Origin of the sequence: Streptococcus troglodytae, from assembly GCF_002355215.1 — a bacterium.
Lineage (GTDB): Bacteria > Bacillota > Bacilli > Lactobacillales > Streptococcaceae > Streptococcus > Streptococcus troglodytae.
In genome coordinates, this window is sequence record NZ_AP014612.1 from 1,413,089 (window position 1) to 1,433,868 (window position 20,780).

The 20,780-nt window shown below is 36.6% G+C and carries 13 protein-coding genes and 4 pseudogenes; 5 read left to right on the forward strand and 12 right to left on the reverse strand.

The genetic code is table 11. The features are described from left to right. Positions 1-25: 25 nt before the first annotated feature. From SRT_RS10325 to SRT_RS06820, 4 genes are all read right to left on the reverse strand, one after another. Positions 26-403: a hypothetical protein gene (locus SRT_RS10325; RefSeq protein WP_161940036.1), complete on the reverse strand. Its 378-nt coding sequence runs from the start codon at positions 401-403 to the stop codon at positions 26-28. Between the two features lie 31 nt (positions 404-434). After that, the gene (locus tag SRT_RS06810) at positions 435-848 is read right to left on the reverse strand and encodes a helix-turn-helix domain-containing protein (RefSeq protein WP_128833531.1); all 414 of its coding nucleotides are present in this window, start codon (positions 846-848) and stop codon (positions 435-437) included. A gap of 128 nt (positions 849-976) precedes the next feature. Further along, entirely contained in the window at positions 977-1,861 is an 885-nt protein-coding gene (locus SRT_RS06815) for an NADP-dependent oxidoreductase (RefSeq protein ID WP_128833532.1), read from the reverse strand. Then, on the reverse strand, positions 1,848-2,231 hold the full coding sequence (locus tag SRT_RS06820; protein ID WP_002266067.1) for a MerR family transcriptional regulator: 384 nt from the start codon (positions 2,229-2,231) through the stop codon (positions 1,848-1,850). Before SRT_RS06820 ends, SRT_RS06815 begins: the two co-directional genes overlap by 14 nt. A 245-nt stretch (positions 2,232-2,476) precedes the next feature. On the opposite strand from SRT_RS06820, the gene SRT_RS06825 reads away from it, so the two are divergent. Then, positions 2,477-3,334 (forward strand): metallophosphoesterase, encoded by an 858-nt coding sequence (locus SRT_RS06825; RefSeq protein ID WP_161940037.1) that lies wholly within the window; start codon positions 2,477-2,479, stop codon positions 3,332-3,334. A 48-nt stretch (positions 3,335-3,382) separates the two neighbouring features. Here SRT_RS06825 and SRT_RS06830 read toward each other — a convergent pair. From SRT_RS06830 to SRT_RS06850, 4 genes and pseudogenes are all read right to left on the reverse strand, one after another. Then, positions 3,383-4,121: pseudogene (locus SRT_RS06830) on the reverse strand (glycerophosphodiester phosphodiesterase). A gap of 114 nt (positions 4,122-4,235) precedes the next feature. After that, complete coding sequence (locus SRT_RS06835) at positions 4,236-6,917, reverse strand: cation-translocating P-type ATPase (RefSeq protein WP_128833533.1); 2,682 nt, start codon at positions 6,915-6,917, stop codon at positions 4,236-4,238. 401 nt (positions 6,918-7,318) lie between these two features. Beyond that, positions 7,319-7,711: a YwiB family protein gene (locus SRT_RS06845; RefSeq protein WP_128833535.1), complete on the reverse strand. Its 393-nt coding sequence runs from the start codon at positions 7,709-7,711 to the stop codon at positions 7,319-7,321. A gap of 56 nt (positions 7,712-7,767) precedes the next feature. Continuing rightward, positions 7,768-8,646 carry a sulfite exporter TauE/SafE family protein gene (locus SRT_RS06850; RefSeq protein ID WP_128833536.1) on the reverse strand — a complete coding sequence of 293 codons (879 nt, stop codon included), beginning with the start codon at positions 8,644-8,646 and terminating at the stop codon, positions 7,768-7,770. Between the two features lie 109 nt (positions 8,647-8,755). Between SRT_RS06850 and SRT_RS06855 the strand changes: the two genes are divergently transcribed. The 4 genes and pseudogenes from SRT_RS06855 to SRT_RS06870 all read left to right on the forward strand — a co-directional run bounded on the left by SRT_RS06855 (position 8,756) and on the right by SRT_RS06870 (position 13,558). After that, complete coding sequence (locus tag SRT_RS06855) at positions 8,756-10,060, forward strand: HD domain-containing protein (RefSeq protein WP_128833537.1); 1,305 nt, start codon at positions 8,756-8,758, stop codon at positions 10,058-10,060. 242 nt (positions 10,061-10,302) lie between these two features. After that, positions 10,303-11,112, forward strand: coding sequence for a sugar-phosphatase (gene yidA / locus SRT_RS06860; RefSeq protein ID WP_128833538.1), 810 nt, complete (start codon positions 10,303-10,305; stop codon positions 11,110-11,112). Then, positions 11,112-12,328: pseudogene (locus tag SRT_RS06865) on the forward strand (aminoacyltransferase). Before yidA ends, SRT_RS06865 begins: the two are co-directional and overlap by 1 nt. After that, positions 12,328-13,558: pseudogene (locus SRT_RS06870) on the forward strand (aminoacyltransferase). Before SRT_RS06865 ends, SRT_RS06870 begins: the two co-directional pseudogenes overlap by 1 nt. A 205-nt stretch (positions 13,559-13,763) precedes the next feature. On the opposite strand, the gene tpiA reads toward SRT_RS06870, so the two are convergent. The 4 genes and pseudogenes from tpiA to ppc all read right to left on the reverse strand — a co-directional run bounded on the left by tpiA (position 13,764) and on the right by ppc (position 20,720). Further along, positions 13,764-14,522 (reverse strand): triose-phosphate isomerase, encoded by a 759-nt coding sequence (tpiA, locus tag SRT_RS06875; protein ID WP_128833539.1) that lies wholly within the window; start codon positions 14,520-14,522, stop codon positions 13,764-13,766. Between the two features lie 301 nt (positions 14,523-14,823). Then, on the reverse strand, positions 14,824-16,020 hold the full coding sequence (gene tuf, locus SRT_RS06880; RefSeq protein ID WP_002263314.1) for an elongation factor Tu: 1,197 nt from the start codon (positions 16,018-16,020) through the stop codon (positions 14,824-14,826). A 216-nt stretch (positions 16,021-16,236) separates the two neighbouring features. Next, positions 16,237-17,513: pseudogene (ftsW, locus tag SRT_RS06885) on the reverse strand (cell division peptidoglycan polymerase FtsW). Positions 17,514-17,996: 483 nt separating this feature from the next. Then, positions 17,997-20,720 carry a phosphoenolpyruvate carboxylase gene (ppc, locus tag SRT_RS06890; protein WP_128833540.1) on the reverse strand — a complete coding sequence of 908 codons (2,724 nt, stop codon included), beginning with the start codon at positions 20,718-20,720 and terminating at the stop codon, positions 17,997-17,999. Positions 20,721-20,780 lie beyond the last annotated feature (60 nt).

Here is a 20,780-nt window from a genome sequence, read left to right on the forward strand (position 1 = left end):
GTACTAACCTCGTTTTAACTGGTACCTAAATCTCTTTTCTTCCTTTACGCAAATACAGATAATAAAGGCCAAGCAATCCCATAATAGCTAGGTCAAAAGCGAACTGCCAGCCAAAAACTTGAATGCGATTCCTAAAAAGGCTAGTCAATAGAACCAGCATAACATCTCCCCAAAAGGCAAGACCAGCTAAAATAAACGCTGATTTTCTTCTAAAAAGATAGAAAATTGGACTCAAGACGCCACCTGACAAATGACCGAACCACACGATCACAAAGAAAATCGGATAGTTGGTAAAATAAGCTTTAACAGCTGGAGTATAATGTTCTGCAAAATAAGTCTGATTGCGCGTCATCACCATGACAAAATCATAACAACCTATCAGATTCAGGAAGAGTATGAACACTGCAAAACCAAGCCCAAAACCAGTTAATTTTTCATTTCATTAACCCCATTTCTTCAAAAGCTTGAACAAAGAAATCGCTATGCATTAAAGCCAGGCCTTGATTAACATCACCTAAGACCATCAGAGTATCACCTCTTTGGATATTAAAAATTTTCCTAGCTCGTGCAGGGATAACGATTTGGCCTCTTTCACCAACAGTCACCGTTCCAAAGATATACTTGCCTTTTTTAGCTTTACCAGCAAAAGGAAAAACGTCACTATTAACCAGCTCATCTAAGCTAATATCAAAAATTTCTGCCAAACGGTTTGACGAGACAATATCCGGTAAACTCTCCCCCAATTCCCACTTACTGAGGGTCTGACGAGACACACCTACCTTTTCAGCTAATCTTTCTTGAGAATAGCCTGACTTTTTCCTTAGCAAAGCAATTGTTTCACTCATCATACTTTTCCTACCTCTTTTCTTGAACTTATTATAGAGCGTTCTTATCCGACTTTCAAGCACGTTTTGTTGACAAATTGCTAGGTTTTTGTTAAAAAACCTAGCAAAAAAGAAGCCTATAAGAGCTTCTTCTAGAAAATGAGCATGATTTTTCCATTATTCCCAGACTTCATAGCCTGTGCTAGAGCTTCCTGAACATTATTAAAAGAATATATCTTTGCAACTCTGGTTTCTATCTTTGCTTCCGAAACAAGATGGACAATTTCTTCCAAGTCTTCCTTGTTTACTCTAACGTAATTATGTTCAGCAAAAGAGGTATGTTTTAGTACTTGTGGATCAATCTGTTCATCGCTGACAGTCACGAGTCTTCCACCCTTGTGGATGACATCAATACGATTGAGTACACCTGCCGTATCAAAGACAGCATCAAATTCAGGAATAGGATCATCATTTGTATAAATTTCTGTGTCTAATAAATTTATGCTCATTTTTTGATTTTTATTTCTTACTAAGCCAGATGCTTTAACTCCCATTTTCAGAGCAAATTGAAGTGCGTAATAGCCGACACTGCCAGCTGCTCCGGTAACAAGTAAACGCTCGCTAGGCTCTAGTCGTAATCTTCTTAAAGCTTGCAAAGCCGTTGAAGCGGCTAAAGGAATACTGCCTCCACTGATAAAATCAATATTATCAGGCAATTTTACAACCTGATTCTCAGAGGCAGCAACTAATTGCTGCCAGCTCCCTTGTGGATGAAAAGCCACCACACGCTCACCAGCAAAAAAATTTGAATTCTTATCAGCTTCTATTATAATCCCAGCAATATCCCAACCTAGAATTGCTGGGAAAGAAGGAATTTTCTGAATCGTTTCCGGCGTCATATACTTTATGTCTACTGGATTAATTGAAGAGGCAACTACTTGAATCATCACTTCTCCTGCTCGTCTAACGGGACTGCTAAATGTTCGAACCTTAGCAACCTCCGGTCCGCCATAATTCACTATTTCAATACCTTTCATTTATGCCATCCTCCTTTAAATGATAAATTTTCATCAATCGCTCTTTTAAGCGGGATTCAATCTGTTGTAAAATCTGAATTTGATGGCTAACTTCTTTAAGCTTATCCTCATAAATCATAATAACATCTTTACACATAAGGTTCTTATATGGAAAAACAAAGGGATCACAACCCATGACCTGCTGCATTTCTGCTGTTGTTAATCCCAAATCAAAATATAATTTTAATGTCTTAATTCGCTCTAGCGTTAATTTATCATAATCACGGTAACCGTTCTCTAATCTTTCTGGATGGATTAATCCTTTTTCCTCATAATAGCGCAATGATCTCATACTGACATTCGTCAATTTAGAAACCTCTCCAATCCTCATTTCTTTTCCTCCTCGTACTGTCATTATACAGCTTAACATGATGTGAAGGTCAACGAAAAAATCTATTTTTTATTAATTTGCTAGAAAACCTGATGGTCTCGCTCTGTTACACTTATATTTTAAGTAAAATGATAACACGTATCATCAAAGCGAGACCAGACCCCCATATTGCTATCGTCTCTTATATGGCAATAGCCAAAAACTTCTTTAAAGCAATTTTCACTTACTTCTGCTACAATGAAGCTATGACTAAACTTGCAATTATGAGTGATTTGCATATTGATCTTAATCACTTTGGGACTTTAGAAATTGAAACGCTCAAACAGGTTCTGCACCAACAAAGGATTGACCATCTTCATCTGGCAGGAGATATTTCTAATCATTTTTACGATGTTACACTTCCTTTTATTGAAGAACTTGAAAAAGACGTCAAGGTAACCTATAATTTAGGAAACCATGATATGTTAGATCTAGATGAAGAAGCCATTCAAGCTTCTGATTTTCAAGTTCACCAAATTGGATCGGCCTTTCTATTAGCTTTCCATGCTTGGTATGACTACTCTTTTTCCAATCAAAAACGGACAAAAATTGACAGTCTTAAAAAGACCTTTTGGTTTGATCGACGCCTGCAACGCCTCAAAGATGATCTGACAATTACACAGGAGTCACTTATAAAACTAAATCAAATTCTATATTCTTTACCAAGCCAAAGACTTATTGTAGCTATGCATTTTGTTCCCCATCAAGAGTTCCTGATGACTCATCCACGATTTGCACCTTTTAATGCTTTCTTAGGAAGCCAAAAATTTCATCCGCTTTTTGTTCAGCACCAAATTAAAGATGTTACCTTTGGCCATGCTCATAGAAGTTTTGGTGATGTCAAACTAGACGGTGTTGTTTACCACTCAAGGCCTCTAGGCTATATCCGTGAATGGGATTTGACCATTGATTTTGTTAATCAGCATCCCCAATACAATCCTTCAGGCAGCTGGAATCTCAGTAAACGTTATAATGCTGTTAAACATTTATCTGATTATCAGACTTATAAAAGGGACCATCTAGCCAAGGAATTTTCCCATTCCATGACGATTTTTGACTGTTAAAAAATGAGGAAGATACCCATGATCAGATAACGATTATAGGTACTTCCCTCACTCCTTTTTAATTTGTAAAGATTTTCTGAGTTTAATAGCTTCTTCTGGTTTATCTGTTATAATTCCTTCTATCCCAGACAAAAAGAATCTTTTCATGTCATCAGCATTATTAACCGTCCAAAGCCGAAATGTTTTTTATTTTTCTTTTAGTCACTTGATTTTCATAAAAAGAACTGTGTGAATGGACAGTCTTAACAAATTTTAACTGTTGTGCCAACCAAAAATGAAAAGGATGACATTTCATTAAATAAGCTAACTCAGCCTTAGGATCATGTTTCCTCATGACATATAAACTAAAAAGATTAAAACTAGAATAGATATGCGAAAAAGAACGTTTTTTAGCCTGCATAGTTTGTGCAATTTGCTTTTCAATTTTAGGATAAGGATATCTATTCGTTTTGATTTCAAGATTGAGAGTTCCCTGAAAACCATGCTCCTCCAAAAAATCTAAGACTTCTTCTAAGGTTGGAATTTTCTCACAAAAATAAGCTGGATGAAACCAAGAACCAGCATCAAGCATTCTTATTTGCTTTAATGTCAGTTTTCTGACCAATCCATAGCCATTGCTGGTTCGATCAACTGCTTCATCATGAATAACAACAAGGTGATTGTCTTTTGTTCGGTGAACATCTATCTCAATGCCATCACACCCCACCTGAATCGCCTTTTTAAAAGCAGCAAGTGTGTTTTCCGGACAATCAACCTTACTTCCTCTATGAGCAAAAATCTGAGTCATATCTCTCTTTTCTAAGCATAAAATTTATTATATTTTACCATAAGATGAAAAGCTTAGCATAAAACAAAACCATAAAAAATTGACTGGCATTAAAATGGCCAGTCATTTTTTCTATTAAATTGCTTTTTGATCTTGACCAAGTACCCGTTGAATGGCTTTTACAATTTCAACAATAACAAACATAGCCAAACTGCCTCCCACAACAACACTCCACTGAGTTACTGACAGGTGAGATACATGAAAAAATTTATTGAATCCAGGAATGACAATGGTAGTAAGCATAATAATCAAAGCGGTTGGTAAAGCCCAGTTAAATGTTTTATTTTTAAAGAAGCCAACCTTAAAAATGGACTGGTAAACCGATTTGACATTATAAGCATGTACCAATTGAATCAAACCAAGTGTTGCAAAGGCCATGGTAAGTGCATCTGCATGAATTTCTGTACGTGTCGCATGTTCAGGAAAGAAAACTGCCCAGCCGTAAACACCAAGTACAAGAAGGGTTTGCAGAATACCTTGATAAATGATAGCTCCCATAACACCACCCGAGAAGAAGCTTGATTTGCGTCCACGAGGTTTATGAGTCATGACACCAGGCTCAGCAGGTTCAACACCAAGAGCGATAGCTGGCAGAGTGTCTGTTACCAAATTAATCCAGAGCAAATGAACGGGTTGAAGCACGTCCCAACCAAAGAGAGTTGCAAAGAAGATCGTGAAAACTTCAGCCATGTTGGCAGATAGCAGATACTGAATTGATTTTTGGATATTGGAGAAAACCTTACGTCCTTCTTCAACCGCAACAATAATAGTTGCAAAGTTATCATCGGCAAGTACCATATCAGAAGCACCTTTAGATACTTCAGTACCTGTGATTCCCATACCAATACCAATATCAGCCGTTTTAAGAGATGGCGCATCATTAACCCCATCACCTGTCATAGCAACAATCTTGCCATCATTTTGCCAAGCCTTGACAATCCGAACCTTATGCTCCGGTGACACGCGCGCATAAACCGAATATTGTTTGAAAACTTTTTGGAATTCTTCATCAGAAAGTTCATTGAGTTCAGCACCAGTGAAGACATGATCAATCCCATCATCATCAATAATTCCCAAACGTTTGGCAATGGCTTCAGCCGTATCTTGATGGTCACCCGTAATCATGATTGGACGAATACCGGCTTCTTTAGCCACACGAACAGCTTCGGCCGCTTCTGGACGCTCTGGGTCAATCATCCCCACAAGACCAGCAAAGACTAAATCATTTTCAACGACTGCCGTTTCTAATTTTGGAATTTCAGACTCGTATTTGTAAGCCATCATGAGAACACGAAGCGCCTGTTTGGCAAGCGACTTGTTCATATCAAGAATGACTTTTTTATCGTCCTCAGTGATAGGACGGACAGTGCCATCTATCTCAATTTGCGTCATCCGTTTGAGCAATTGATCCGGTGCTCCCTTGACAGCAATCAAATATTTCTCACCATCAAGTTTATGAATCGTTGACATGAGCTTACGATCAGAATCAAATGGCAATTCAGCGACACGTGGTTCAGCTTTAAGTACTTCGCGAATATCGAAATTATGATCAAAACCATATTGAACAAGAGCTGTTTCAGTAGGATCACCAATTAATTTACCATTGGCATCAACCTTACTGTCATTAGCAAAGTTCATAACACGAAGAGCCATATTATTAACGTCAATGTCATCATTAGCATCAACTAAGCGACCACTATAATAGACTTTCTCAACAGTCATTTGGTTCATGGTCAGCGTACCGGTTTTATCTGAAGCAATGATTTCAGTAGACCCAAGTGTTTCCACAGCTGGTAATTTACGAACAATGGACTGACGTTTGGCAAGTGTTTTCGTACCAAGTGAAAGGACGACTGTTACAATAGCTGGAAGTCCTTCAGGAATGGCAGCGACAGCCAAAGCAACAGCAACCATCAAGCCTTCAAGTGGCTCTTCATGACGAACAAAGATACCAACTAGGCAAGTAATAATCGCAATAATAATGATAATATATGTCAATACCTTGGATAGATTATCCAAACTCTGTTTTAATGGTGTATCTGTTTCATCTGCATTAGCCAACATACCAGCAATATGGCCGACTTCTGTGTACATACCAGTATTAGTCACAACACCCATACCACGGCCATACGTAACATTTGAATTTTGATAGGCCATATTCAAACGATCACCAATACCAGCATCTGATGCAATTGCAACCGTTACACTTTTTTCAACTGGCACAGACTCACCTGTTAAGGCTGCCTCTTCAATTTTCAACGAAGCTGCTTCCAAAAGACGCATATCTGCCGGAACCACATCACCAGCTTCAAGAAGAACAACATCACCCGGTACTAATTCTTTGGAATCAATTTCAGTAACATGACCATCACGCCGAACACGTGCATGTGGACTAGACATAGATTTTAAAGCCTCAATGGCTGCTTCTGCCTGTCCTTCCTGATAGACACCGAAAGCTGCATTTAAAACAACAACAACTAGAATAATGATGGCATCCGTTAGCCCCCCCATTCCTTCAGTGATAACCGAAAGCGCTGCAGCAACAAGCAAAATGATAATCATCAAATCCTTAAATTGATCAATGAATTTTGCAAAAATAGTACGTTTTTCATCTTCTTCCAATTCATTGTAGCCATAATCAGCTAAGCGCTGTCTAGCTTGAGTGCTGGTCAATCCCTTCTTAGAAGATTCTAGGCCAGATAAGACAGTTTTTTCATCTTGGACGTAAAAACTGTCCCTTTTTTGTTTTTTGAACAAAATAAATTCTCCTTCTCGGTCTTTAAAAGAAAAAGACCTGTTTAATAATTAAACAAGTCTCGCTATTTAATATGTTGCCGGAAAACAGTTTCGGATTGACGACAACATCACGGCAAAACCGCTAGCTACTCCCTTGATAATCTTCATTATACCATAAATAAAGGCCTTTTCAATATAAAATACCTCATTTTGAAGAAGCCTGTTACCCTTTCAAAAAGCGATGCTTGGCTTTTTAAGATTTTCCCAGAAATTGGATTACAAACGGTATTGTTATAGAATGATTCGACAGAAAAACAATAGCTAAGAGCCATAGCAAGGTCACCCATAAAAGTGTTTTTTTTTATAACCAGCTGCTGAACTCTTTCTCAAAAAATACTGTCTATGGAAATCCTTTGCTGTCTTTAAAACCAAGTGACTTCTAATTGATATTTTGCGAAAATATCCTGTGATTCTGAATCTGGCTGTTTAAGAACATAGTCAAGCTTGATAGAGTGATTTGTTTTATCAAAAATAAATGTACTGGTTTCTGTCATAAAATGTTGAACGCCCATAGGCGTTGGAATAGTCACCAAGGCTTGTACTTTTCTATGAAAACGCAAGACGGATTTTGGACTTGAAAAGCGTGTCATAATTAATTCTTGATCATTACACTTAATCACAACTCTTTCTTTTTCTTCGTTGACAAAAATAAAGTAAAAAAAGCCATTTTTCTCGATCACATCAACCGGATGGGTTTGTTCGATTACTTCTTTTTGACCATCTAAATCAATGTCATTTCTCAAATGAATCTGCATGTTTCTCCTACAATTTATATCTAAATTCTGACTGTTGTACCAATCATTAGCTGACACTATCGTTTTATGATAGAAGAGCGCAGCAGTGTCGCGCCTGTAAATAGAGCAATAAAGACAACTAAAATCTTGAGATTGTTAATGTCTAAGTGACTGAGGAAGAAAGCTGCTGTTAAAACGCCAAAGACACCGCCAATAATGATACCAAAGGTTCCCGGCCAATGAACACGATCAGATTTAATAAATGCTATTGAACTAGCTGTTAAAATCATAGCTGCATCCAGCATCATAACTGGCAGAGCAATGGAAGGATTGATGCCCATCAATGAAAAGAAAATTAATTCTGGCGCATAATTACCTAAACCCATAGTCATTAACATGCCAATTATAAAATCAAAAATAACACCCACTAAAAGCCAAATACCTTTTAGACCGCGAATCTGCGAGGAAATACCTGCTCCAGGATTAGTCAGCATGCGGTAAACCATCACTAAAGAAGCAATAATAAGCAAAATTCCCAAAACACGTTGAACCTGCTGAGTATTCCAATTTTTAGTTATCCGCGTTCCAACAAAGGCTCCTGTAAAGGAAGCTGCTGCCATACAAATCAGAGTAGCAATATCTACTTTGACAATAGTCACAAAACAAAGTGCCTCAACCAAAACAGGAATAACATGGGCAGTTGACATGGTGGCAGGTATTTTACGATCATCTTCAACTAATTTTGTCGCTTTAAAAAGCGTTGTCGTTGTCGCAAAAGTCCCAATTCCTAAAGTATCCAAGAGATCTGTCACATAACCAATCCAAAACCCTGTTAAAAATTTCTCTTTTAAATTAATTTGATGCCGTCGTGCATGTAATAAAACAGTTCCCATTATCCAAGTGATCAGACTGAGCAAAAGTAACTGAATAATATTTAATATTAAATGATTTGCCATTAGTTCATTATAATGTAAATTTAGAAATCCGTAAATATAAAAGAAATTTTTTCTATTTACAAACTTCCTAAAAAACGGTATCTCATGGAAATTTTGTTATAATAAAGCTATGAAAGAAAAAGTATTCCGAGATCCTGTTCACAATTATATACCTGTTGAAGATGAGCTCATTTATGATCTTATCAATAGCAAAGAATTTCAGCGACTGCGTCGCATTAAACAGTTAGGTTCATCTAGTTTTACCTTTCATGGTGCTGAACACAGCCGTTTTTCACACTGCCTTGGTGTTTATTATCTTGCCAGACGTGTCACCAATATTTTTGATAAAAAATACTCAGACATTTGGGATAGTAACGAATCTCTCTTAACCATGTCCGCAGCTCTTTTGCATGATATCGGACATGGAGCCTATTCGCATACTTTTGAGAGGCTGTTTGAGACGAATCACGAAACCATTACTCAGCAGATTATTTTAAGTCCTGAAACAGAGATTAATACGATTTTAAGGCGTGTCTCACCAGATTTTCCTGACAAGGTCGCTAGTGTTATTAATCATACCTATGCTAACAAACAAGTTGAACAGCTCATTTCTAGTCAAATTGATGTTGACCGTATGGATTATCTCCTGCGAGATTCTTATTTTACTGGTGCCAGCTATGGCGAATTTGATTTAACACGCGTCTTACGCGTCATTCGTCCAATTGAAAATGGTATTGCTTTTTCAAGAGATGGCATGCATGCTGTCGAAGATTATATTATCAGTCGCTATCAAATGTACATGCAGGTTTATTTTCATCCAGCTAGCCGTGCTATGGAAGTTCTCTTGCAAAATCTACTTAAACGTGCAAAATACCTTTATCCCAAAGAAAAAGAATTTTTCACTGTTACATCGCCCCATTTAATCCCTTTTTTTGAAAATAGGGTTACCCTAGAAGACTATCTTAATCTGGATGACGGTGTCATGAATACCTATTTTCAAACTTGGATGCAAAGTGCAGACAAAATCTTATCTGACCTCGCTAGCCGTTTTATCAATCGCAAAGTCTTCAAATCAATCACTTTTGATGAAAAAGACCTCTCAAATTTAGAAAAACTAAGAAAAATTGTTAAAGACCTTGGTTTTGATCCAACTTATTATACTGCTCTTCACCTTAATTTTGATCTTCCTTATGATGTCTACAAGCCAGATGTTCAAAATCCCCGCACCCAAATTGAAATGTTGCAAGAAGATGGCTCCATTGCCGAGCTGTCTACACTATCACCTCTCGTTCATACCTTATCTGGCACTACACATGGCGATCGTCGCTTCTACTTTCCCAAGGAGATGCTTATCAAAGACGATCTTTTTGCCGAAGCTAAAGAAAAGTTTTCTCACTACATCAAAAATAAGCATTTTTACAATCCAAGAGAGTGAGGCTTAAGCTAATCTCTCTTATTTCTTTAAAACTATTGCAAGCAACAATATGAGAAAAATCATTTATGGACTAATCGTTTAGAAATAAAATTAAGATAGGAAGGAAATTTTCTGATAACATTTTGCTTTCCATCTTTCCTTCTCCGCTTGCTTTATCAATTAATCCCCACACAACATGACAAATAAGCTAATTTTTAGTAAGATAGTCTGTAGAAATTTGTAATTAGAAATTAGGAACTAGTATGTCAATTAAATTAGTTGCTGTCGATATTGACGGCACATTACTTAATAGTAAGCGTGAAGTAACACCTGAAGTTTACACTGCTATCCAAGATGCTAAAAAAGCCGGTATCAAGGTCGTTATTGCAACAGGACGCCCCATTGCTGGTGTAACCGATTTACTGGAAAAATTAAACCTCAAGGATCAAGGAGATTACGTGATTACTTTTAACGGTGCTTTAGTACAAGATACCGCAACTGGTGAAGATCTGATTAAAGAAACGTTAACTTATGATGATTATTTAGATATTGAATTGCTCAGTCGCAAATTAGGCGTGCACATGCATGCTATCTCTAAAGAAGGTATTTACACTGCCAATCGTGATATCGGTAAATACACTGTCCATGAAGCAAGTCTGGTTAACATGCCAGTCTATTATCGTACTCCTGAAGAAATGGTTGGTAAAGAGATTGTGAAAATAATGATGATTGACGAACCTGAAGTGTTAGATACTGCTATTGCTCAACTGCCAGCCAGCCTTTATGAACACTACACAGTTGTTAAATCAAGACCCTTTTATTTAGAAATCATGAATAAAAAAGTCAGCAAGGGCACTGCTATCATTCATTTAGCAGAAAAGTTAGGACTTAGTAGAGATGAGACAATGGCTATTGGTGATGAGGAAAATGATCGTGCTATGCTAGAAGCTGTTGGAAGCCCTGTTGTGATGGAAAATGGTATTCCTGAACTCAAAAAAATGGCTAAGTATATCACAAAATCAAACGACAACAGTGGGGTCGCCTATGCAATTAAAAAGTGGGTATTAAACTAATGTACACATATAAAATCGGAATTTCAAAAGAAGAACATGACAACTTTATCAAAAACAGCAGTCAAACCAATCTACTACAAAGCAGTTCTTGGGCAAAAGTTAAAGATGAGTGGGGAAATGAGCGAATAGGTTTTTATCAAGACAGCAAACTTGTTGCCTCTGCCTCTATTTTAATCAGACCTTTACCTCTTGGTATGACAATGTTTTACATTCCAAGAGGTCCCGTCATGAACTATCAAGATAAAGATTTGGTGAACTTTGTATTGACCTCCTTAAAAAAGTTTGCCAAAAGAAAAAGAGCCCTATTTATTAAGTTTGATCCTTTTATTTTGCTAAACCACCATCAAATTGATGAGGAAGCCATCAATAACCCGCAAGCACAAACTATTATTGATACTTTGAAGCATTTAGGCTGTGAATGGCTGGGACAAACAAGTGACATGGGAGAAACTATTCAGCCGCGTTTCCAAGCCAATATCTATGCAGAGGATTTCTCTGAAGCTAATTTATCTAAGAAAATACGTCAATCCATTCGTACCGCTAAAAATAAAGGGGTTACCCTTCGCTTTGGTGGTTATGAACTTTTGGCAGACTTCTCCGATTTAATGAAAAAAACAGAAGATCGCAAAAGCATTCACCTCAGAGGCATTGATTACTACCGCAAACTCTTAGACAATTATCCCAAACACTCTTTCATTACTTTAGCTAGTCTCAATTTGAAAGAAAGACTTACCGAACTAGAAAGTCAAAGGAAAAAGCACAAAATAACCTTGCCAAATTTGGTGATAATGTTAAACCAAGTAAAATTGATAATACTAAAAAGGAAATCGAACGTCTCAGTGACGAGATTACCTTTCTGCAAGAGCATTTATCCCAAGGTAAAGATACCGTTCCTCTTTCAGGAACATTATCTCTTGAATTCGGTAAAACATCCGAAAATGTCTATGCTGGTATGGATGACGAATTTCGCCGTTATCAAGCTGCTATCTATACTTGGTTTGCAACGGCTAACCATGCCTTTGAAAGAGGCAATCGCTGGCAAAATATGGGAGGTATTGAAAATGATCTCTCTGGTGGGCTCTACAATTTCAAATCAAAATTTAAACCAGAAATTGAAGAATTTATTGGTGAATTTAATTTACCAGTCAGTCCGCTTTATAAATTAGCCAATGTTGCCTATACGATACGTAAAAAACGAAGGAGTAAGCACTCATAATGGCCTTACAGAACATCTCTAAAAATGACTTTGCTAAGCATGCTCAAAAAGCAAATCAAAAGTCTTTCATGCAGACCTTAGAAATGGCAAAGCTTCTTTCCAAAAGAGGATTTGCTCTTGATTACATTGCTTGGTTAGAAAAAGGAGAAATTGAAATTTCTGCTATTTTATACAACATGCCAATGACAGGTGGTCTCTACTTTGAAATTAATTGTGGACCAGTTGTCACACGAGATGAGCATCTAACAGATTTTTACAGAGAACTAAAAGACTATGTCAAAGAAAAAGGTGCTTTAGAATTAGTAATCAAACCTTATGACACCTATCAAACCTTTGATAGTGATGGCCAAGCAACCAGTGCTGAAAAAAAGAACTTATCTCGCAATTAACTAATCTCGGTTATCGTTTTGATGGCTTGCAAAGGGATTATCCTAATGGTGAGCCTGATTGGCACTATGTTAAAGATTTATCGGATATTAGCGAACAAACACTGCTAAAATCCTTTAGCAAAAAAGGACGTCCCTTGGTAAAAAAAGCCAAAACTTTTGGCACTAAACTTCGTCGGCTTAATCGTGATGAGCTTAACCTCTTTAAGGAAATTACTTCAGCTACTTCTGATCGCCGAGAATATAGCGATAAAAGTCTAGACTACTATCAAGATTTTTATGATAGTTTTGGAGACAAAGCTGAATTCATGATTGCTAGTCTCAATTTTGAAGACTATCTTGAACATTTGCAAAAAGATCAAGGTAAATTAGGCGATAAGATTGCTAAACTGCAAGCTGATTTAGAAAAAAATCCGCATTCTGAAAAAAAACAGAATCAATTACGCGAATTTTCTAGCCAATTCGATACTTTCACAACGCGTCAAAATGAAGCTCAGGAATTTATCACCAAATATGGAAAAAAAGATGTTATTTTAGCAGGCAGTTTATTTATCTATACACCTCAAGAAGCAGTCTATCTTTTTCTGGTTCCTACCCAGAGTTTAATAAATTCTACGCTCCTGCTCTCTTACAAGAACATGTGATGCTTGAAGCTCTTAAAAGAGGAATCCCTTTTTATAATCTTCTTGGTGTTACAGGACATTTTGATGGTTCAGATGGTGTTCTTCGTTTCAAACAAAACTTTAATGGCTATATTGTTCGAAAAATGGGAACCTTCCATTATTATCCAAATCCCTTAAAATACAGACTTTTAAATACGATTAAAAAAATTCTAAGACGCTAACCTGTTTTCATTAAACAGTCTAAGTTTTATCTTCAGTCTTAAAGAAGCACCTTTAATCAGGTGCCTTTTTTGATATGATGGACAGTTATACCAAAAAACACTGCTGATTTTTATCAACAGTGTTTTTAAATATGAAATGAATTTCTTGCAGGTTTAAAAGTTAAAATACAAACAGAAAATCATCAATTCTAATTAGCTGTTCAGCTTATTTGACAAAGTCAAGAAGAGCTAAGAAGCTTTCTGGATCGAGTGAAGCACCACCAACAAGAGCGCCATCAACATCAGGACAAGCCATATAAGCTGCCACGTTTTCAGGTTTAACAGAGCCACCATATTGAACACGAACCTTATCAGCAACTGCTTGACCGAAATCTGCTGCTACAACATCACGAACAGCTTTACACATTTTTTGAGCATCATCTTGAGTAGCTGATTTACCAGTACCGATTGCCCAGATTGGTTCATAGGCAATCACAAGTGAAGCAACCTGTTCTTCTGACAAGCCAGCAAGCGCTGCTGAAACCTGTGCACCAACAAAGTCTACCGCTTTACCAGATTCGTATGTTTCAAGCGATTCACCACAACAAATAATTGGCAAAAGGCCATTTGCAAAGATCGCTTTTGCTTTTTTATTGATATCTTCATCTGTTTCATGGAAATAGTCACGTCGTTCCGAGTGACCAATAACAACATAATCTGTACCAATTTCAGCAAGAACTTGCGGACTTGTTTCACCAGTATAAGCTCCTGAATTTTCAAAATAAGTATTTTGAGCTGCAATTTTTAAATCAGAACCTTTAGCGGCTGCAAGAACAGTTGTCAAATCAACAGCAGGAACAGCAATTCCAGCTTCAACAAGATCAGTTGAAGGTAATTTTGAAGCAACTGCTTCCACAAAAGCTTGGGCTTCTTGCGGATTTTTATTCATTTTCCAGTTACCAGCGATAAATGGTTTACGTGACATTTCACATACCTCTTCTATAATTTTTTACCTGTCTATTATATCACAACTTATCTATGAATTCTATTATAATAATGAGAAAATCTCTACAACCCTTTTAATAAAATTTACAGCGCTTTTTACTCTTTTCGTTAAATAAAACCTTAGGAAACACCTATACTAATCACTCATATCAAGAGTTTGAAAATACAGCCTCATCTCTTCCTATCAATCATACTATAATTAAAAATAGAAAAAAAGCCTCTTTCGAGACTCTTTTACAATTATTGTCTGACGAATAATTGTTAGATGGGAACTTAATTTCTTAAGCTTCGATTTCTGAAACGATACCTGAACCAACAGTACGTCCACCTTCACGGATAGAGAAAGTAGTACCTTGTTCAACAGCGATTGGATGGATCAATTCAACGTCAATAGTCACGTTATCACCAGGCATAACCATTTCAGTACCTGCTGGCAACTCAATTGAACCAGTTACGTCAGTTGTACGGAAGTAGAATTGTGGACGATAGTTATTGAAGAATGGTGTATGACGTCCACCTTCTTCTTTAGTAAGGATATAAACTTCACCTTTGAATTTAGTATGTGGGTGAATTGAACCTGGTTTAGCAAGAACTTGACCACGTTCGATTTCATCACGTTGGATACCACGAAGGAGAACACCAACATTATCCCCTGCAATACCTTCATCCAATTGTTTACGGAACATTTCAACACCAGTAACAACAGCTTTTTGAATGTCATCACGGATACCAACGATTTCAACTTCATCGTTAACTTTAACAGTACCACGATCAATACGTCCTGAAGCAACAGTACCACGACCAGTGATTGAGAAAACATCTTCGACTGGAAGAAGGAGCGGCTTGTCAGTATCACGTTCTGGATCTGGAATGTAGTCATCAACAGTATGCATTAATTCCATGATGATATCTTCTTGAGCAGTATCGCCTTCAAGAGCTTTAAGAGCTGAACCTTGAATAACTGGAATATCATCACCTGGGAAATCATATTCTGAAAGAAGATCACGGATTTCCATTTCAACCAATTCAAGCAATTCTTCATCGTCAACCAAATCAACTTTATTCATGAAGACAATGAGGTATTTAACACCAACTTGACGTGAAAGAAGAATGTGTTCGCGAGTTTGTGGCATTGGTCCATCAGTTGAAGCTACTACAAGGATAGCACCATCCATTTGAGCAGCACCAGTGATCATGTTTTTAACATAGTCCGCGTGTCCTGGAGCGTCAATGTGAGCATAGTGACGTTTTTCAGTTTCATACTCAACGTGCGCAGTATTGATAGTAATACCGCGTTCGCGTTCTTCAGGAGCAGCATCAATAGATGAATAATCTTTTGGTTGGTTTACTGCACTTGGAAGACGACGTGCAAGTACAGTTGTGATAGCTGCAGTTAAGGTAGTTTTACCATGGTCAACGTGTCCGATAGTACCAATGTTAACGTGTGGTTTACTACGATCGTATTTTTCTTTTGCCATTTAGGAAAAGCCTCCAATAAAATATATTTTATAGATAGACAGTAGGCATACAGTCTAACTTTACCTTACTATTTTAACAAATTACGTTAAAAATGCAAGTATTTTATAACTTTTTATCTTGTCTTATTTAACAATTATTTCCATTAAAGAAGTGCCTTTCATTTATTAGAAGCTTTTTTATTATAACTAAAAAATCGGAAAAAGTATCCAATTGATTTATTCTCCATAAGTCTCCTGTTGCGATTGAGGGGCGATAAAAACATCTGTATCATCACGCTCGGCTTCTTCCACTTCTTGATAGATATCTTCTCGTTTTTCATTAGCATCAATATTTAATACAAAACCAATAGCTACTGACAAAACAAGAAGACTGTTTCCCCCTGTGATAGAAAGGGAAAAGTAACACCTGTTGAAGGAATAAGACCAGATATTCCACCAATATTGACAAATACCTGCATCAGCATCATAGAACCAATACCCAAAGCAATCATGGAGTTAAAAGGATTTTTAGCTTTAACACCCACTAGCAGAATACGCAAAATCAAAAAGAAAATCAAGGCTAAAATGAGTCCTGCTCCAATCAGTCCTAATTCTTCAATAACAATTGAAAAGACAAAATCCGTTTGTGCCTCCGGAAGATAGCCTCGCTTCTCAATAGAATTGCCCAAACCACGTCCCAGCCAACCACCATTACTCATAGCATAATAGGAATTAGCCAACTGGTGTCCAGAGTCTGTCACATCCTTAAACGGGTTGAAAAAAGCACTAAAGCGTTTAGCAACATAGCCAAAAACTGGAACTTTACTCATCGTTTTAACACCAACTATATTGATGAGACCTAAGAAAACTGCCGATAACGTAATAATTCCAGTTAATAGAGCAGAAAACCAACGATAGCCAACACCACTGACTGAATACATAACAATAGCTGTTAAAACAATAATGGTCGCATTTCCCAAATCGGGCTGTGCTGCAACTAAAAGAATCAAAACTAAAGAATAAAAACGCCAATCCTTTAGATCACTCAACTGCTTCGGCCACCATTTACGTTTGGTCAAAGCTTGATAATCATAAATTTCAATAGATTGCTGCCGCCTAGCAAAGGTAAAGGCCAAAAACCAAACCATAATAACTTTTAAATACTCAGCTGGCTGAAAGCTGATGGGACCAATAACTATCCAACCATGAGCACCATTAACTTCCTGTGTCCAAAAACGCGCAATTAAAAGCAGCACCACTTCTATCATCATCATAATAGTTAAAACACCACTATTCTTCAAAAAATTTAATTTTAAGCGGTAAATAAAAAGGATAGCCAATAAACTAATAACCCAAAAGGCAGCCTGATTTATGACAGAACGAAAAGGATTTAAACCATTTTGTATTAAGCTAGCACTAGTTGTTGAATAAACAACAATCAAACCTAACACTGATAAAATTAAATAGGGCAATAATATCGAATAATTTAGCAAATGCCGCTTATCAATTTTCATTACATTTCCTCAAATATCTTACAAGTTTAACATTAGCATTATATCATCTTTTAAAGTTAAAACAAAGAAAATAACTGATGAATCATATTAGGCAATAAACAGTATCTTCTGCTTATTGCCTAATATGACAGAATTTCTAAACTATCACTGGAGTAAGTCGCTTTATACCTGACTGATTTAGATTTTGAAGTCTCTAAGCTGCTGAAACGATGACTATCGTTTAATGCTCAATCGTTCGCTTTTACTAAAACACTATCAGACTTTTAGTCTGATGAAAGCTCTAACAAACCTTATTAAACTTTGCTTTTAACACTCTCTGATTAATATATCTGATGAACTTTTTATTCTCTTAAAGTGAAAAATCTGAAAATTAAGAAAATCTGTCATTCCCATATAAAATTAATATTTTTCGTACAATCAAAAAGCTCTATAATCTCCGAAGCAGATTTCATCCATTACAGATATTATAGAGCTTTTTTCTGTTTAACCTGAATTTCGTAAGCCAGTTGCGACACCATTAATAGTAATGTGAATCAGGTTTTCTAAATTCTCACCTAATTCACCACGGCGCTGACGTTTAATTAACTCAATTTGAATATAATTTAAAACATTGAAGTAAGGTAAACGATAATCAAGACTAGCTTTCAAATAACTATTATCTTCTAAAAGCTGTTTGTGACTTTCAATTGCTAGAATAATATTTTTGGTTAATTGCCATTCATCCAAAATAGTTGCAAAGACTTCTTTTGTTTCTTCATCCTGACATAATTTAGCATATTCAAAGGCAATATTCATATTTGATTTGGATAAAACCATATCAACATTTGATAACAACGAATGGAAGAAAGGCCATGATTGATACATTTCCTGCAATTTAGCCAAATTCTTTTCATCCTTATCTATAAAATGTTTAAAGGCTGAACCGACACCGTACCATCCTGGAAGCATGATGCGATTTTGAGACCATGAGAATACCCAAGGAATGGCGCGTAAACCGCTGATCTCTGTAATCGTCTTACGAGCTGCCGGACGGGAGCCAATATTCAAGCTTGAAACTTCGCGAATTGGACTAGCTGCGAAGAAATAATCATAGAAATGTTCGTTTCCGAAAACTAAATCACGATAAATGAGATTGCTGTCAGCAACAATTTCATCCATGATTAAACGATAATTGACTAAGTTATCTGAATTGACAATCCTTCTTGTCACCATGCGATCAAGAGTTGCTGAAACCAGCATTTCTAGGTTGTAATAAGCAACATCCTTATTGCCATATTTATTACCAATAACCTCACCTTGTTCCGTTAAACGAATCCGATCCTTGATGGAACCAAATGGCTGTGATGTAATAGCTTCATAAGATGGCCCGCCGCCACGTCCAACAGTACCGCCGCGTCCATGGAAAAAGGTGATTTTGACACCATTATCAGAACCAATTTCTGTCAATTCATTTTGGGCCTTGTAGAGCGCCCAGCCAGACGATAAATAACCGCCATCCTTGTTAGAATCTGAGTAACCCAACATAATTTCCTGATAATTATGATTGGCTGCAATCCATTTTTTAACAATATCATAATTGAGATACTGTCTCATGATTTCGCGAGAATTATCCAAGTCTTCAATGGTCTCAAATAAAGGAACAATTTGCACACGCGCCTTATCTGTATCAACCAAGCCGACTTCTTTGAGCATGATGGCTAATTCAAACATATCAGAAATGCTTTCTGTATGTGAAATGATATGTTGTTTAATCACATCTTCTCCCAGAGCATCCTTCAATTTTCTAGCTGTTCTGAAAATAGCTAATTCTTTTTGCAATACTTCCGATTTTTCAACATGCGTTGCAGACAGTATCCGAGGATCTTCAGTCAATTCTTTGAGAAGAATAGCAATCTTTTCTTCTTCAGATAAGTCGCTATAGTTAGCAACAATATTGGCTGAAGCTAACAGTTCTGCTACACAGGTTTCGTGAACACTAGAATCCTGTCGCATATCAATAGAAGCTAAAAAGAAGCCAAAAACATCAACTGCTTGCAATAATTCTGTTAAATCACCCGTAACAAAAGCAGAACCGTTATTTTCTAAAAGAGAATCTTTGATGAGTTGCAAATCATTTCTAAACTCTTGCGCTGATTGATAAGGAAGGATTTGAGCACTACCTTCAGACTCCAACTCTTCCAAACGGCTATTTTTTAAATAAATAAGAGTTTCTTGCAATCTTGATTGAATATAATGAAAAGCCTTACGATAGGGTTCTTTTTCTCGGTAAATCGAAACATCTGTTGATCGATCTGCCATCTCTTTGACTGCATTACTAATAGTAGAAAGGCTGGTTGAAAGAGAAAATGTTCGATAAAGATCTGAAACTTTGTCAATATAATAATTTAAAATCACTTCATTTTGCACCAGAGCTGATATTTTCAGAGTTTCAGCAGTGACGAAAGGATTCCCATCACGGTCACCACCAATCCACATCCCCATCGTAATTGGTTTAGCATTTCCTAAATCAAATCCTTTTTGCTGAGCCAAGTGCTTGTATTCTGTAATTAATTTAGTAACGCCCTTAATCAGAGAGGAATTATAGTATTCCATGACATTGGTAATTTCATTAGTGACTTTTAATTTCTTTTCACGAATAATATCTGTTTGCATAATGAGCTCAACATAACGGCGCATATCGTCATACCATTTTTGCTTGTTAATAGAACCAGCTTTAACATCACGATACTTACGCAAAAGTTCATGAATATGATTAGTTAAATCCAGCATCGTTTTTCGTTGCACTTGAGTTGGATGCGCTGTTAGAACAGGGACGACATTAACATTTTCCAGAATTTCTTGAGCATTTTTTTGACTAGAAACAAGTTCAATAGTGGATGATAATTTCCCTAAATAATCAATATCATTATTGTTTTGATAGTTGATTTCATAAGCTAAATTAACATCTTCAGAAATATTGATAAGAAGTGGTAAAATGGAGAAATAACGAGAAACAACGACCATTTCTTCATTTGTTAACTGCTCAATTTCACGTTCTAACTCTTGATGCTTCTCTTCAATTGATAATTTTTTAAAGAGAGTAATCTTATCAAAGCTAGCACTGCCAACCATTGTTTTGGTAGCATCGTCCAGTAGTTTGGTAAGAATAGTAATCTCCTCAGCAATTGCTTCTTTATCATTTCTACTTTCTAGTTTATTGATTGTCACGAAACAAATTCCCCTTCTTTTTTGATACTTTATATCATATCACTTTTAGAAAAAAAGTAA